Here is a 15509-nt window from a genome sequence, read left to right on the forward strand (position 1 = left end):
TATTACCAAGGATGCCTGATGCCACCGACGAGCCTATAGCACGCGCATTCGATTTACGGACTCGTCCAAGCGGCTTCACCCGAACGAGTGGCGGGACTATCGTCGGCCCCATGATTGATCATGCGCACGACCTGGCGTCTGTACGGGAAGCCACCGAACGGCTGCTCACCGCAGCGGGCAAACTGGACAACGCGGCGCTCGCCGAGCCGTCACGGCTGCCCGACTGGAGTCGCGGGCACGTGCTCGCGCACCTCTCCCGGAACGCCGACGCGCTCGTGAACGTGCTCGCCGGGCTGCCCATGTACGAGAGCGCCGAGGCGCGCGACGCCGACATCGCGCGCGACGCCGCGCGCCCGCTCGACGTACACCTCGCCGACCTGCGCGACAGCGCCGCCCGCTTCCAGGAGGAGGGCGCCCGGACCGACGACTGGACCCGTACGGTCGAGCTCCGCAACGGCGTCCTGGACCAGGCCGCCCGCATCCCCTTCCGGCGCCTGATCGAGGTCGAGCTGCACCACGTCGACCTGGGCACCGGCTACGAGCTGGAAGACCTCCCGGACGAGTTCGTCCGGCGTGAGATCCAGTTCCTGGCCGATCGTTTCTCGGGGCACGCGTCCCTCCCGCCGGTCACCCTCACCGGGGGCAACGGCCACACCCTGCGCACGGGCGGCACCCAGGGCCCCGCGGTGACCGTGGGCGGCCCGGCGTGGGACCTGCTGGGCTGGCTCTCGGGGCGCAGGAGCGGGGCGGCCCTGGAGGTCACCGGCGGCCCGCTGCCCGCCCTGCCGCCCCTGTAGGGGCCGGGCTACGCTGAGTCCATGACGTACAGCGGAACGGTCCGGGTCGGCGGTCCTGCGGATGTCCACGAGCTCGGCGATCTGATGATCTCCAAGGTCGCGGTGGGCCCGATGGACAACAACGCGTATCTGCTGCGCTGCCGCGCCACCGGCGAGCAGCTCCTGATCGACGCGGCGGCCGAGCCCTCGACCCTGCTGACGCTGATCGGTGACGACGGCATCGAGTCCGTCGTCACCACCCACCGCCACGGGGACCACTGGCAGGCGCTCGCCGAGGTCGTCGCCGCCACCGGCGCGACGACCTACGCGGGCCGCCACGACGCCGAGGGCATCGACGTGCCGACCGACGTCCCCGTCGAGGACGGGGACACGATCCGGGTGGGCCGGGTCGAGCTGACCGCACGCCATCTGGTCGGCCACACGCCGGGCTCGATCGCCCTGGTCTACGACGACCCGCACGGCCACCCGCACCTGTTCACCGGCGACTGCCTCTTCCCGGGCGGGGTCGGCAACACCCACAAGGACCCGCGGGCCTTCGCCAGCCTGATGCGCGACGTGGAGACCAAGCTCTTCGCGGTCCTGCCGGACGAGACCTGGGTCTACCCGGGCCACGGCAACGACACCACGCTCGGCGATGAGCGCCCGAAACTGCCGGAGTGGCACGCGCGCGGCTGGTAGCGCGAGCGGCTGGTGACCGGAGCGCGAGCCGGCGGCCGGAGCGCGCCGAGGCGCTCGTCACGGCGCGGGCACGCCTGCGCACGCTCCCCTGATGGCCCGCGCACACGCCCGACCCCGTCCGGGCGCGACCGGAGGCCGCGCCCGCCCAGCCGCCACCGAGGTGCCGGCGCTACAGCGCCCCCGACTCCTCCACATCGCAGTCCGTGAAGGCGGGCGGGCGGGTCGACAGCGCCGCGAGCCGCTGGGAGAGCTCGGTCGTCTCCGGAGCGTCGCTGTTGGCCATGGCCTCCTCGTACGAGTCGAACTCGACCACGGCCAGATAGCGGTTGGGGTTGGACCGGTCGCGGAGCAGGGTGCGGTGCGTGGGGCCGAGCTTGCGGCCCTCCGAGCGGGCCCGCTCCTCGTACTGGCGGAGGAGCTCGCGCATCTCGTCCGGCCGCTCGGTCTCGAAGTCGATGATCTGCGCGAACTTCATGGGTCCTCCTGGTCCGCGGTGCCCCCGCGGACCGGGAGCTCCTCCCGTCCAAGCAAGCACCGGCCGGCGGGCACGGCAACCGGGCGCCCGCTCGGCCGGTGCGCGCGCCGGTGCGGACGCACCGCGCGCTCCGGGGTCAGACCCCGACGCTGCTCTTGTCGTCCGTCTCGGCCGCGGCCTGCTTCCTGGCGGCGATCAGGCTGGTGACCGTGGTGATCACCAGCACGCCGCAGATGACGCCCAGCGAGACGGGGATGGAGATCTCGGGGACGTTCACCCCGTTCTCGTGCAGGGCGTGCAGCACCAGCTTCACGCCGATGAAGCCGAGGATCACCGAGAGGCCGTAGCTGAGGTGGACCAGCTTTTTGAGCAGTCCGCCGATGAGGAAGTACAGCTGGCGCAGGCCCATCAGGGCGAAGGCGTTGGCGGTGAAGACGATGTACGGGTCCTGGGTCAGGCCGAAGATCGCGGGGATGGAGTCCATCGCGAACAGCACATCGGTCATGCCGATGGCGAGCATGACGACGAGCAGCGGCGTCATGACCTTCTTGCCGTGCTCCTGGATGAAGAGCTTGGTGCCGTGGTACCGGTCGGCGACGCCGAACTTGCGCTCGACGGACTTCAGCAGCCGGTTCTCCTCGAACTCCTCGTCCTCCTCATCCGAGCGCGCCTCCTGGATGAGCTTCCAGGCGGTGTAGATCAGGAAGGCGCCGAAGAGGTAGAAGACCCACGAGAAGCTGGCGATGATGGCGGCGCCGGCCGCGATGAAGACCGCCCGCAGCACCAGCGCTATCAGTACACCGAAGAGCAGGACGCGCTGCTGGAGATGGGTCGGCACCGAGAACTTCGCCATGATCAGGATGAAGACGAAGAGGTTGTCGACGGAGAGGGACTTCTCGGTGATGAAGCCCGCGAAGAACTCGCCGGACGCCTGGCTGTCACCGAAGACCAGCAGGCCGACTCCGAAGAGCGCGGCGAGCACGATCCAGACGACCGTCCAGATTCCGGCTTCCTTGACCGACACGTCATGGGGTTTGCGCCCGATGAAGAAGTCGGCCGCGATCAGGGCGCACAGACCGAGAATGGTCAGTACCCACAGGGTCATCGAAACGTCCACAGTGCCTCCGGCTTCGTACCGCTACAGATCAGCGTCGTCGCTGCCGGAGGTCTCCTCCACCCGGGCCGTGCCGTCGCACCTGGGCCGGCGCCCCGGAACCGGTCAGGTCGGTCCGTACTGACGGGAACGCCGCAGTCGGGAGTACTCCCCTCCGCACCAAGAACCCTACCCCAATCACCAAGAGAAGGTAAAGGGAAGGGTAAAGAAAGACCAAGGCCCCTGCCGGTGAGACCCCGGTGAGCGGGGCGAGGGCGTCAGCGCGGCCAGGCGCGCCGCGCCTCCGCCACCCGGCCAAGCACCTGCCCCAGGACCGCGCTGCCGGCCGGGACCAGCGGCGGCTCGTACGTCCAGGCGTGCCCGACCCACGGGTCCGCCAGGTGGTCCTCCGGCACCGGTGTGAGCCGCAGCAGCGAGCGCCACAGGGGCTGGAGCACCGGTCCGTACGCGTCGGCGTCCTCGCGGTCCGCGACCATCAGCAGATGGACGCCGACCGAGGGGCCCTCGTCGGCGAGGTAGCGCAGCTGGTTGACCGCTCGGTCGTCGAAGCCGTGCGGGAAGTCGTTGACGACCAGGAGCTGTTCGGCGGTGTCGGTGCCGGGCGGCAGCGCGTCCGCCCCGGCGCCGCCCCGTGCGGCCATCTGGAGCAGATCGACGCGCTGGGTGAGCCGGGCGAGCACGTCCGCCACTCCCCGGGCCCCGGGCGCGGGGGGCGCGGCGAGCACCCCCGCGCGCGTCAGGGGCGCGAGCGCCCCGGCCGCCGTCCCCGCCGGGTCCAGGACGTGGACCGCGAACTCGTGCGCCGGATACACCGCGAGGAGCCGGGCGGCCAGCGCCACCGCGGTCTCCATGGCGAGCCGCTTGACCTGCTCGGCGTCCATGAAGGCGGCGGCCTCCGAGCCGGAGCGGCCGGAGTCGATCCACAGCCCGCGCTCCAGCGGCAGCCGCACCAGCATCGGGATGCGCAGCTCCGGCCGCTCCGGGAGCCGCAGGTCGCCGACGCGCAGGGCCATCGGGATCTCCATCGGCACCCGGTAGGCGTGCCAGACGGGGTTGTCCCAGCGCGCGTAGGCGGCCGGCAGGGCGGGTTCGACGACCTCGGACTCGGCGGTCAGCTGCGCCAGGTCCCGGTCGAACGCCTCGCGCGCGCGGTCGACGAGCTGCTCGCGGCGGGCCGCGGCCTCCTGGCGGGCCAGGTCGCCGGTGGAGCCGATCCGGCTGCGCGGGTCGGCCAGGGCCCGGTCGAGCTCCTGCTCCATCCGCGAGTCCGCGAAGTCGACCGCGCTGCGGTACGCGGCCGTGGTGCGGGCCAGGTCCTCGAACATGCCCCACACCTGGTTGTAGAGCCGCTCCTCCATGGACCAGCCGGTGGCGTCGCCCGCCACCGGGGACACGGGCTCGCCGGGGGCGGCGGGCGCGGCGGTGGGAGGCGGCGGCGGGGGCGCGGTGTTCTTGCGGCGCGGGTGGGCGTAGTCGATGGGGCCGCTGTCCGTCAGGGGCTGCTGCGCGGCCTCGGGGGCGGGCGCAGCGCCCGCGGGGCCCGCATCGCTCCCGCCGGCGCCGGGCGCGCCGGTCCGCACCCGTCCCTCGTCGGCCGTACGGGGCGGGGGCGCCGCGACCGAGCGGGAGGCGCCCAGGGCGACCGCGTCCAGGACGACGGCGGCGAGCTCGCGGGCCTGCGGCAGCCCCTGGTCGAGGAGCATGTCGGCGAGACCGCCCGCGTAGCCCTGGCCGATCGCGCGGACCTTCCAGACGCCCTCGCGGCGGTAGAGCTCCAGGGCGACCACGGCCGACTCCGCGTCCAGGCCGGTGATCGTGTAGGTGGCGACCTCGGTGCCGTCGAGGCCGGTGACGGCCACGAAGGGCGCGGCGACGGCCGCGAACCGGCCCGGGCCCGCCCCGGGCGGCAGCGCCAGCAGCACGCTGACCCGGTGCACCCCCTGCGGCAGCGCCTCCAGGTCCACCGCCAGGCGGTGGTCGGCGGCGGCCTGCCGGGAGACCTCGAGGCCCGGCAGGGTGGGCGTGCCCGGATGGGCGACCCACTCGGTCCCGCGCACCGTGCCGCGCTCGTCGCCCAGGGTGGCACCGGCGACGATCGGTGTGCCGGCCGACACCCGGATCTCCAGTCGGGTCCGGGGCAGGGGGTGGTTCTGCCCCCGTACCAGCTCGGCCGTCATCGCTTCGTCCCCTCGTCGAGTGCCGGTGGTGCGCGGTGGTGCGGGGCAGCTCCCGGCGGCCTTGCCTCCGGGAGCTGCGATTGCGGCCGTGGTGGCCGGTGGTGCCTGCGGTAGACCGCGCCTACAGGTGCGGCAGGATCGCCGGCATCAGGTCCTGGAAGGTGCGTCCGTTGGACGGGTTGCCGATGGCGGTCATCTGCCAGCCGGCGCCCGCGCGGTGCACCTTCGCCATGATCTGCGCGGTGTACTGGCCGCCGCCGTCCAGCGTGTAGCGCGCCAGCTCCTGGCCGTTGGTCTCGTCGACGATGCGGCAGAACGCGTTCTGCACTTCCTGGAACGTCTGGCCGGTGAAGGAGTTCACCGTGAAGACGATCTGGTCGATGTGGACCGGGACCCGCTGGAGGTCGACGAGGATGGACTCGTCGTCGCCGCCCTGGCCCGCGCCGCCCACCAGGTTGTCGCCGGTGTGGCGCACCGAACCGTCGTCGCTGACGAGGTGGCGGAAGAACACCACGTCCACCGGCTGCTTGTCGGCGAAGAGCACCGCCGACGCGTCCAGGTCGATCTCCCGGGTGCGCGAGCCGAACAGGCCGCGGCGCGGCGCCGCCTGCCAGCCGAGCCCCATCCGCACCGCGGTCAGGGTGCCGCCACCCTGCTTCTCCAGGCTGATGGCCTGGCCCTTGGTCAGATTGACCGTCACGCGCTGTCCCCTCTCCGCATTCCTACGTTCTCGGCCCCGACCCTACGCAGTGGCGCGATGTGCGCCACCGCGCGGGGCGGATTTGTGTCGGTCTTGCAACACACCGGGGGCCGGCCCGTCAGGCCTGACCCGCCTCCCGCATCTGGCGCAACTCCTTCTTCAGCTCCCCGACTTCGTCGCGCAACCTGGCGGCGATCTCGAACTGGAGCTCGGCGGCGGCCGCCCGCATCCGCTCGGTCATCTCCTCGATCTGCTCGGCGAGTTCGGCCGCAGGGCGGTCGGTGAGGACCTCACCGCTCTTGCCCGCCCGGGCCTTCGACTTCGCCGCCTTGGCGCCGAGCGCGGGCACCGGCGCCTTGGCGCTCTTGCCGTCCTTGGCCTTGCGGTAGCCGGAGCCGAGCAGTTGCTCAGTGTCGACCTCCTCGCGCGCGATGGTCGCGACGATGTCGTTGATCTTCTTCCGCAGCGGCTGCGGGTCGATCCCGCGCTCCTTGTTGTACGCGACCTGCTTCTCCCGGCGGCGGTTGGTCTCCTCGATGGCCTTCTCCATCGCCGGGGTGATCTTGTCGGCGTACATGTGGACCTGGCCGGAGACGTTGCGCGCCGCGCGGCCGATGGTCTGGATCAGCGAGGTGCCCGAGCGCAGGAAGCCCTCCTTGTCGGCGTCGAGGATCGCGACCAGCGACACCTCGGGCAGGTCCAGGCCCTCCCGCAGCAGGTTGATGCCGACCAGTACGTCGTACTCGCCCGCCCGCAGCTCGCGCAGCAGCTCCACCCGGCGCAGGGTGTCGACGTCGCTGTGCAGGTACCGCACCTGGATGCCCATCTCCAGGAAGTAGTCGGTCAGGTCCTCGGCCATCTTCTTGGTGAGGGTGGTGACCAGGACGCGCTCGTCCTTCTCGGTGCGCTTGCGGATCTCATGCACCAGGTCGTCGATCTGGCCCTCGGTGGGCTTGACCACGACCTCGGGGTCGACCAGGCCGGTGGGGCGGATGATCTGCTCCACGAAGCCCTTGCCGCGCGACAGCTCGTACTTGCCGGGCGTCGCGGAGAGGTAGACGGTCTGGCCGACGCGGCCCAGGAACTCCTCCCACTTCAGCGGCCGGTTGTCCATCGCGGACGGCAGCCGGAAGCCGTGGTCGACCAGGGTGCGCTTGCGGGAGGCGTCGCCCTCGTACATCGCGCCGATCTGGGGGACGGTCACATGCGACTCGTCGAGGACGAGCAGGAAGTCGTCCGGGAAGTAGTCGAGGAGGGTGTTGGGAGCGGTGCCGGGCTCGCGGCCGTCGAAGTGCATCGAGTAGTTCTCGACGCCCGAGCAGCTGCCGATCTGGCGCAGCATCTCGATGTCGTACGTGGTGCGCATCCGCAGCCGCTGGGCCTCCAGGAGCTTGCCCTGCTTCTCCAGCTCGGCCAGGCGCTGCTCCAGCTCCTTCTCGATGCCGGTGACCGCCTTCTCCATGCGCTCGGGACCCGCCACGTAGTGGCTGGCGGGGAAGACGTACAGCTCGCGGTCCTCGCTGATGATCTCGCCGGTCAGCGGGTGGAGGGTGGACAGCGCCTCGATCTCGTCGCCGAACATCTCGATCCGGACGGCCAGCTCCTCGTAGACCGGGAAGATCTCGATGGTGTCGCCGCGCACCCGGAACGTGCCGCGCGCGAAGGCGACGTCGTTGCGCGTGTACTGGATGTCGACGAAGCGGCGCAGCAGCGCGTCGCGGTCGATCTCCTCGCCGACCTTCAGCGGTACCATCCGGTCCACGTACTCCTGCGGCGTGCCCAGGCCGTAGATGCACGAGACGGAGGCGACCACGATCACGTCGCGGCGGGTCAGCAGTGAGTTGGTCGCCGAGTGGCGCAGCCGCTCGACCTCCTCGTTGATCGAGGAGTCCTTCTCGATGTAGGTGTCCGACTGCGGGACGTACGCCTCGGGCTGGTAGTAGTCGTAGTACGAGACGAAGTACTCGACGGCGTTGTTGGGCAGCAGCTCGCGGAACTCGTTCGCCAGCTGGGCCGCCAGCGTCTTGTTCGGCGCCATGACCAGCGTGGGGCGCTGGAGCTTCTCGATCATCCAGGCAGTCGTCGCCGACTTTCCGGTGCCGGTCGCGCCGAGCAGGACGACATCCTTCTCACCTGCGCGGATGCGCCGCTCCAGCTCGGCGATGGCCGCCGGCTGGTCGCCGCTGGGCTGGTAGGGGCTGACGACCTCGAAAGGCGCCACCGTACGTTCGATCTTGGAAACGGGCCGCATGCAACCACCGTACGACCCCCCACTGACAGTCGGGCTCGACCGGCCCGGCGGCCGGGGTGCGGACGGGGTGTCTTCGGGGCCGGCTCACCAGTCGTGCGGGGAGGAGGAGCCCTCGCCGGGCCGGTGCGGGGCCGCCCACTGGGTGCGCTCGGGGAAGGACGGCAGATGGCGGGGGACGGGCGCCGGGCGGGGCGGCCGCTTCTCCCACTCGGGCTTGCCCATCACCACGAGCGGGTCGAACATCACGACGACGCCCGCCAGCACCAGGAAGGCGACGGGCCCGATCAGCATGGGCGCCAGCACGGTGGCCGGGGACTCCCCGGTGGCTGTGCCGGCGCCCTCGTGCAGATGGACGCTGAGCGCGGCCATGCCTGTGTAGTGCATCCCGCTCACGGCCAGGCCCATCACGACGCTGGCGCCCAGGCTGGCGAGGAAGCCCCTGACCGAGACGGCCGCCCAGAGCGCGGCGGTGGCCGCGACGACCGCGATCACCACGGAGAGGCTGACGGTGAGCGTGTTGTACGCGAACTCACCGTGCAGTCGAATTCCGGCCATGCCGAGGTAATGCATCGACGCCACGCCGAGCCCGGTGATGGTCCCGCCGGTGACCAGTGCCAGGGGGGTGGCGCCCCGGTAGCCGACGATGAAGATGCCGATGCCGACCATGACGACGGCCAGCCCCAGACTGGCGAACGTGATCGGCCGGTCGTAGCCGAGCACCTCCTGGCGGACCGAGAAGCCCATCATCGCGATGAAGTGCATGGTCCATATGCCGGAGCCTATGGAGGTGGCCCCGAGCGCCAGCCAGAGCACCCTAAAGGGCCGGTCGGCCCGGAGGGACCTGGCCGTGCAGCGCAGCCCGAGCGCGCCGCCCAGACAGGCCATGAGGAACGCCACTACCGGCGTGACGAGGCCGTAGGTGAAGCCGTCGACCGTCCCGTGCATATGCGTGTGCCCTTCACCCCGTACCGACTACCGACTGAAGAGGCCCACTGCTGTCGCCAAGGCCCTGGTTCGGGGCGACATTAAGGCGCGCCGAGCGCCAGGCAAACATTTTCGCGCCAATTTGTCGACACCTTGAACCCGAGGGGCTCATTCTCCGTGGTTTCACGGCCGCGAACGGACCCGTCCGGCAGACGGCCGCGGCCCCGCGCCGACCGGACGGACCGGCGCCGGGAACGGGCGGGCGTTGTCAGTGGCGGGCCGTACGGTGACGGCATGGACAGCGACGAGCGGTTCGAGGGGGCCCCGCGGGGGCCGGGGCGGCTGGAGTGGGCGGTCGTGGGCAGCGACATCGGCCCTCTGCTGCTGGCCGCGACCGACCAGGGGCTGGTGAGCGTGGTCTTTCACGCCCGGGAGGCGGTCCGGGACCGGGCTCTGCGGGCCCTGGCGGCCCGCCTGGGGGCCGAACCGGCCCCGGCCCGTCCCGACGGGCCAGGCCCGCTCGCCGAGCCCATACGGCAGCTCCAGGCGTATTTCGCGGGCGGCCTGCGCGCCTTCGAGCTGCCGCTGGACTGGTCGCTGTCCTCCGGCTTCAACCGGCAGGTGCTCCGTGAGCTGGAGGCGACCGTTCCGTACGGAACGGTGGTGGGATACGGCGACCTCGCCGACCGGGTCGGCCAACCCCGGGCGGCGCAGGCGGTGGGCGCCGCGATGGGGTCCAACCCGCTGCCCGTGGTGGTGCCCTGCCACCGGGTGGTGGAGAGCGCCGGCGGGCTGGGCGGGTTCGGCGGCGGCCTGGAGACCAAGCGGCGGCTGCTCGCCCTGGAAGGGGTGCTGCCGCAGCCGCTGTTCTGAGCGCTCCGGGGCGGAGCGGACCGCCGCCCGGCGCGGGCCCAGGGGTTACGGACTCCGGCGCGGCGCCAGGGGGTTACAGGCTGGCGTGGTACGCCTTGCGCAGCGTCTCGTGCACCGTCCAGGTCGTCCGGTCGCCCTCGCGCAGCACGCACGCGTCGCCCGGGCCGAGTTCCAGCGTGGCGCCGCCCGCCACCTCGACGGTCGCCCGCCCGCTGACCACCACGAAGAGTTCGTCGGCCTCGGTGTCGGTCACCACGCCGGGGGTGATCTGCCAGATGCCGCGCACCTGCTTGCCGTCGGGTGACTCCCAGAGCACCTTGCCGGTGACCTCGGGGGTACCGGAGACGATCTGGCCGGGGTCCAGCGGCTCGGGCTCCAGCTCGGCGTCGGGGATGTGGACGACGAAGGAGGCCGGTGCCGAGGCGTCGGCGGAAGGGTTCGCGATGGGATCATGGGTCGTCATGGCGCGCCAATCTAGCCAGGTGCCGGGGCGCCCCCGACGCCGCCTCTGGCCGGAACGGCCCGTCGGGAGCAGACTCCGGGTGAGTGGGTCGCGGAGGCGGGCCCCGTTGGCCTCGCGGCCGCCGCCTCCGCGCGCCTCGCACAGGCGATCGCCCCGGGGACGTTTACGCGGTGTGCGGGCGCGCCAGGGATGGGGCATGTCCTACGACGACGTACTCAAGGTGTCCGCCGAAGTGCGGGAGGCCCTGGCCGAGGGGCGTCCCGTGGTCGCTCTGGAGTCCACGATCATCGCGCACGGACTGCCGCGCCCGCGCAATCTGCGGGTCGCGACGGAGCTGGAGGAGCTGGTACGGGCCCGGGGCGCCGTCCCCGCCACGATCGCGGTGCTGGACGGGCGGCCCCATGTCGGCCTGGACAAGGACCAGTTGGAGCGGGTCGCGGGCGACGGTCTGCGCAAGCTGGGCCACCGCGATCTGGCGATGGCGCTGGCCACGGGCGCGAGCGGGGCCACCACCGTCTCCGCGACCGCCTATCTGGCGCACTGGGCGGACATCCGCGTCTTCGCCACCGGCGGGCTCGGGGGTGTCCACCGCGGCTGGACCGAGACCCAGGACGAGTCGGCGGACCTCCAGCTCCTGGCCCGTACACGGGTCGCGGTGGTCTGCGCGGGCGTGAAGTCGATCCTCGACGTGCCCGCGACGCTCCAGCGGATGGAGACCCTGGGCATCGGGGTGGTCGGCTATGGCACGGACCGCTTCCCCGGCTTCTATCTGGCCGACTCCGGCGAGCCGGTCGACTGGACGGTGCACACTCCGTGGGAGGTCGCCGACGTCCTGCGGTCCCACGAGGCGATCGGCCCCGAATCGGCGCTGATCGTGGCCAATCCGGTCCCGGAGGCCGAGCAGCTCGACCCCGCGCTGCACGACCGGGTGCTGAGCGAGGCGCTGGCCGCCTGCCGGGAGCAGGGCGTCACGGGCCAGGCCGTCACCCCGTTCCTCCTCGACCACCTGGTGCGGCACACCGGCGGGGCGTCCCTGGAGGCGAACGTGGCGGCGGTGCGTGGCAACGTACGGCTGGCGGCGGACATCGCGGCGGCGCTGTGACGGACACGCCGCCCGGGCCACCCGCCCCGCCCCGGGGCCTCCTGGTCGTCGGGGACGTGGTGACCGATGTCGTCGCCCGGCACCGGGGACCGCTGGCCCCGGCCACGGACACGGCGGCCGAGATCCGTACGGTCCCGGGCGGGGCGGGGGCGAACGCGGCCTGCTGGGCGGCCCGTTCGGGCTGCGCGGACGTGCGCGTCCTGGGCCGGGTCGGGAGCGACACGCTGGCCTGGCACGAGCGGCAGCTGCGGCGGGCGGGGGTGCGGCCCCTGCTGGTCGCGGATTCCGTGGCGCCCACCGCCACCGTGGTCTCGCTGGTCGACACCGCGACCGCCGAGCGCACCTTCCTCACCGACAGCGGCGCCGTGCTGCGCATATCCCCCGCCGACTGGGACCCGGCGTTCCTGGACGGCGTCGGGCGGCTGCACCTCTCGGGCTATCTGTTCTTCGCCGACGCCAGCCGCGACCTGGCCCTCACGGCGTGCCGCTCGGCACTGGAGGCCGGGATTCCGGTGAGCCTGGACCCGGCGTCGGCGGGGTTCCTGGCCGAGCTGGGCGTCGAGCGGTTCCTGGCCGCAGCCGAGGGCGTGGAGGCGCTGCTGCCCAACGCCGACGAGGCGCGGCTGCTCAGCGGCCTCACGGAACCGGCCGGGGCGGCGGCCGCGTTGAGCCGCAGGTTTCCGCTGGTCGCGGTCACGCTCGGGGCGGCAGGGGCGCTGGTGGCGGTGGACGGCGAGGTCGTCGCCCGGGTGGCCGCTCCGGCACCGGAGGCGGCCGCCGACTCCACGGGCGCGGGCGACGCCTTCACGGGCGGCTTCCTCGTCGGCCTCCTCGCGGGCGCGGGCCAGGCCGAGGCTGCGGAGGCCGGCTGCCGGGCGGGCGCGCGGGCGGTCACGGTGGTGGGCGGACGACCGCCCGTGGGCGACTGACCGGTGGGCGGCTGACCCGTGGGCGACAGCCCCCTGGGCGGCTGAGCCGACCGCCGCCGGTACGGGACTGATCCGCCGGGGGCCTTGGGGACCCGCCGCCGTCGCTCCTGTCGCCGCATGGGCAGGCTGAGGGGCGTGCCCTTCGACTCGTCGCACCCGGTCCTGCCACACGGGCATGCCCCCCCGCGACGCCCCGTACGCGATCCGAAGGACACGCCTAGCGGGCGGCGCCGTCCCACGCCGGGTGCCGGGGGTCGTCGGCGCGCACGACGACATCGGCGGTCTCGGCGGGCCGCACCTCCTCCTCGTACCGCTCGAACGCGGGAAGCGTCCACCGGTCCCGCTCCTGCGTGCGCCGCCGCAGTGCGCCGGGTGAGAGACGCACGTGGACGGTGAGGTCGAAGGGGAACCAGCGCCCCAGCAGCAGCGGCCCGTGCACCACCAGAACGCCCCCTTGCGGGAGGTCCTGATAGCCGCTGCGCGTGGCCCGGTCGGTCACCGGGTCCCAGAGGTCGGGCAGCACCCGGCCGCTGCCCTGGGGCTCCAGCGGGTCGAACACCTCACGCCACAGCGCCGCCGTGTCGAACCAGCCGTCGAAGTAGGTGTCGGGGTCCTCGCGGCCGTACTCGAACCGCAGCGAGGCGGGGCGCAGGAAGCCCTCGGTGGACAGGACGAGCACCGAGCGCCCGCGTACCCGCAGCGCCTCGGCCAGTGACCGCGCCAGCTCACCGGGCCGGGCCGCGGGCGCGCCGTCGACGCCGACGCGCAGCCAGGGGCCGCCGCCCCCCAAGAGCGCGTCCACGGCCTGTTCCGCGAGGGCGTCGGTCAGCCGTTCCCATGTGATCGCTTCGAGTCGCACGCCCTCCATGATGCGGGCCGCTCCGGCGTACGTGACGGCGGCCAAGGGGTGCGACCGCGCTCACGCGCCCCTCAGCGCCGCCGCGACGGGCCCCTCGCCCGTCACCTCGATCCGTCCGTTCTTGACGCCCTCCTCGACCGTCAGCGCGCCCTCGGCGAGCGCGCGGCAGGTGTCGGCGTCGAGGGCGAGCCGGGCGTCGGCGTCCGGCGCCGGCCCCTCCCCGTACACCGGACCGCCGGCGCCGTCCCCCACGTCCCCGCCGGTCCGTACGTGGAACTCGCCCTCGTCCAGGCGTACGTCGAGGACCGCCGGGCCGTACGGCAGGCGGCGCAGCAGCGGGATCAGCGGGATCGCGAACCAGTGCGCCCGCACGGCGTCGGTGGGCCGCCGCTCGGCGAGGTCCGGCGCGCCCCAGGCGGCCAGCGCGGTCAGCACGGGCAGCAACGCGCGTCCGCGCGCGGTCAGTTCGTACACCGTCGCGGCCGCCGGCGGGGGCAGCCTGCGGCGGGTCGCCAGCTCCTCGCGCTCCATGTCCTTGAGGCGGGAGGCCAGCACGTCCGTGGAGACGCCAGGGAGATCCGCGTGCAGATCCGTATAACGACGCGGTCCCGCGAGGAGTTCCCGGACGATCAGCAGCGTCCAACGGTCCCCGACCGCGTCGAGGGCGCGGGCGGCGGCGCAGTACTGGTCGTAGCTTCGACGGCGTGGCTGACGTGGCATGCGACGCAGTCTAGACAAGATGTTGGACTTTCCAAGCTCACACTTGGTAAAACCAAGTAACGCAATTCGAGTGACGCACGACCGGCGAGTCCGGCACGACCGGCCGAGTCAGGCACGTCACGCCAGAGGGATCTGGGCACCTCGGGAGGGCCACGGCATGGAGTTCCGGCAGTCGAGCAAGCTGAGCGAGGTCTGTTACGAGATCCGAGGCCCGGTCATCGAGCACGCCAACGCGCTGGAGGAGGCGGGCCACAGCGTGCTGCGCCTCAACACCGGCAACCCGGCGCTCTTCGGCTTCGAGGCACCGGAGGAAATTCTCCAGGACATGATCCGGATGCTGCCGCGGGCCCACGGCTACACGGACTCGCGCGGCATCCTGTCGGCCCGCCGCGCCGTCGCCCAGCGTTACCAGGCGATGGGGCTGCCCGACGTCTGTGTCGACGACGTCTTCCTCGGCAACGGCGTCTCCGAGCTGGTCTCCATGGCCGTCCAGGCGCTCCTCGAGGACGGGGACGAAGTCCTCATCCCCGCCCCCGACTTCCCGCTCTGGACGGCCGTCACCAAGCTCGCGGGCGGTAGGCCCGTCCACTACATCTGCGACGAGTCGGCCGACTGGTACCCCGACCTCGACGACATGGCGTCGAAGATCACCGACCGCACCAGGGCGGTCGTCATCATCAACCCCAACAACCCTACCGGCGCGGTGTATCCGAAGGAGGTCATCGAGGGCATCCTCGATCTGGCCCGCCGCCATCAGCTGATGGTGTTCGCCGACGAGATCTACGACCAGATCGTCTACGACGACGCCGTCGCCCACTGCGCCGCGGCCCTCGCTCCCGACCTGGTCGTCCTCACCTTCAGCGGGCTGTCCAAGACGTACCGCGTCGCGGGGTTCCGCTCCGGCTGGCTGGATCAGCGGCCCCCAGCAGCACGCCAGGAACTACCTGGAGGGGCTGACCATGCTCGCCTCCATGCGGCTGTGCCCCAACGCGCCCGCCCAGTACGCCATCCAGGCCGCGCTCGGCGGCCGCCAGTCCATCAAGGAGCTGACCGCGCCGGGCGGGCGGCTGCACGAGCAGCGCGACCGGGCCTGGGAGAAGCTGAACGAGATCCCCGGCGTGTCCTGTGTGAAGCCGAAGGGCGCGCTGTACGCGTTCCCCCGGATCGACCCGAAGGTTCACCCGATTGAAGACGACGAGAAGTTCGTCCTTGACCTGCTGCTGCGCGAGAAGATCCAGGTGGTGCAGGGGACGGGCTTCAACTGGCCGCGCCCGGACCACTTCCGCATCCTGACCCTGCCGTACGCCGACGACCTGGACGCGGCCATCAGCCGGATCGGCCGCTTCCTCAGCGGATACCGGCAATGACCCCCGCGAGCGCAGTGACACCGTGAGCACCGCCAGGTTCGGCACGGTTTGCCCGGCCGCCCATTGAGGGATCGAGGAGA

General features: G+C 72.3%; 14 protein-coding genes and 1 pseudogene. 6 read left to right on the forward strand and 9 right to left on the reverse strand.

From position 1 onward, the window contains the following. Positions 1-110: 110 nt before the first annotated feature. Positions 111-797: a maleylpyruvate isomerase family mycothiol-dependent enzyme gene (locus tag ACZ4MU_RS10855; protein WP_467873839.1), complete on the forward strand. Its 687-nt coding sequence runs from the start codon at positions 111-113 to the stop codon at positions 795-797. Positions 798-818: 21 nt separating this feature from the next. Continuing rightward, positions 819-1475, forward strand: coding sequence for an MBL fold metallo-hydrolase (locus tag ACZ4MU_RS10860; protein ID WP_467873842.1), 657 nt, complete (start codon positions 819-821; stop codon positions 1473-1475). Between the two features lie 169 nt (positions 1476-1644). Here the strand turns inward: ACZ4MU_RS10860 and ACZ4MU_RS10865 are convergent, their stop codons facing one another. The 6 genes from ACZ4MU_RS10865 to ACZ4MU_RS10890 form a co-directional block, all read right to left on the reverse strand. Then, complete coding sequence (locus ACZ4MU_RS10865; RefSeq protein WP_467873845.1) at positions 1645-1950, reverse strand: hypothetical protein; 306 nt, start codon at positions 1948-1950, stop codon at positions 1645-1647. Between the two features lie 136 nt (positions 1951-2086). Then, positions 2087-3067: a TerC family protein gene (locus tag ACZ4MU_RS10870; protein ID WP_467873848.1), complete on the reverse strand. Its 981-nt coding sequence runs from the start codon at positions 3065-3067 to the stop codon at positions 2087-2089. Positions 3068-3321: 254 nt separating this feature from the next. Next, positions 3322-5241: a TerD family protein gene (locus ACZ4MU_RS10875; RefSeq protein ID WP_467873851.1), complete on the reverse strand. Its 1920-nt coding sequence runs from the start codon at positions 5239-5241 to the stop codon at positions 3322-3324. A gap of 121 nt (positions 5242-5362) precedes the next feature. Further along, positions 5363-5941 carry a TerD family protein gene (locus tag ACZ4MU_RS10880; protein ID WP_101387801.1) on the reverse strand — a complete coding sequence of 193 codons (579 nt, stop codon included), beginning with the start codon at positions 5939-5941 and terminating at the stop codon, positions 5363-5365. Between the two features lie 118 nt (positions 5942-6059). Further along, positions 6060-8192: an excinuclease ABC subunit UvrB gene (uvrB, locus tag ACZ4MU_RS10885; protein ID WP_467873854.1), complete on the reverse strand. Its 2133-nt coding sequence runs from the start codon at positions 8190-8192 to the stop codon at positions 6060-6062. Positions 8193-8276: 84 nt separating this feature from the next. Then, positions 8277-9137 carry an MHYT domain-containing protein gene (locus ACZ4MU_RS10890; RefSeq protein WP_467873857.1) on the reverse strand — a complete coding sequence of 287 codons (861 nt, stop codon included), beginning with the start codon at positions 9135-9137 and terminating at the stop codon, positions 8277-8279. 273 nt (positions 9138-9410) lie between these two features. On the opposite strand from ACZ4MU_RS10890, the gene ACZ4MU_RS10895 reads away from it, so the two are divergent. After that, on the forward strand, positions 9411-9989 hold the full coding sequence (locus tag ACZ4MU_RS10895) for a methylated-DNA--[protein]-cysteine S-methyltransferase (RefSeq protein WP_467873860.1): 579 nt from the start codon (positions 9411-9413) through the stop codon (positions 9987-9989). Between the two features lie 73 nt (positions 9990-10062). Here ACZ4MU_RS10895 and ACZ4MU_RS10900 read toward each other — a convergent pair whose 3' ends face one another. Then, on the reverse strand, positions 10063-10452 hold the full coding sequence (locus ACZ4MU_RS10900) for a cupin domain-containing protein (RefSeq protein WP_467873861.1): 390 nt from the start codon (positions 10450-10452) through the stop codon (positions 10063-10065). A gap of 196 nt (positions 10453-10648) precedes the next feature. On the opposite strand from ACZ4MU_RS10900, the gene ACZ4MU_RS10905 reads away from it, so the two are divergent. Both ACZ4MU_RS10905 and ACZ4MU_RS10910 read left to right on the forward strand, forming a co-directional pair. Beyond that, positions 10649-11554, forward strand: a complete 906-nt coding sequence (locus ACZ4MU_RS10905; RefSeq protein WP_467873864.1) for a pseudouridine-5'-phosphate glycosidase — start codon at positions 10649-10651, stop codon at positions 11552-11554. Next, on the forward strand, positions 11551-12483 hold the full coding sequence (locus ACZ4MU_RS10910; protein WP_467873866.1) for a carbohydrate kinase family protein: 933 nt from the start codon (positions 11551-11553) through the stop codon (positions 12481-12483). Before ACZ4MU_RS10905 ends, ACZ4MU_RS10910 begins: the two co-directional genes overlap by 4 nt. 217 nt (positions 12484-12700) lie before the next feature. Here ACZ4MU_RS10910 and ACZ4MU_RS10915 read toward each other — a convergent pair whose 3' ends face one another. Both ACZ4MU_RS10915 and ACZ4MU_RS10920 read right to left on the reverse strand, forming a co-directional pair. Beyond that, on the reverse strand, positions 12701-13342 hold the full coding sequence (locus ACZ4MU_RS10915) for a nucleoside/nucleotide kinase family protein (protein WP_467873869.1): 642 nt from the start codon (positions 13340-13342) through the stop codon (positions 12701-12703). A gap of 60 nt (positions 13343-13402) precedes the next feature. Beyond that, the gene (locus ACZ4MU_RS10920) at positions 13403-14062 is read right to left on the reverse strand and encodes a winged helix-turn-helix transcriptional regulator (RefSeq protein WP_467873872.1); all 660 of its coding nucleotides are present in this window, start codon (positions 14060-14062) and stop codon (positions 13403-13405) included. A 157-nt stretch (positions 14063-14219) separates the two neighbouring features. Here ACZ4MU_RS10920 and ACZ4MU_RS10925 point away from each other — a divergent pair. Then, positions 14220-15429 (forward strand): annotated as a pseudogene (locus ACZ4MU_RS10925) (pyridoxal phosphate-dependent aminotransferase). Positions 15430-15509 lie beyond the last annotated feature (80 nt).

The organism is Streptomyces sp. NPDC026377, from assembly GCF_055567715.1.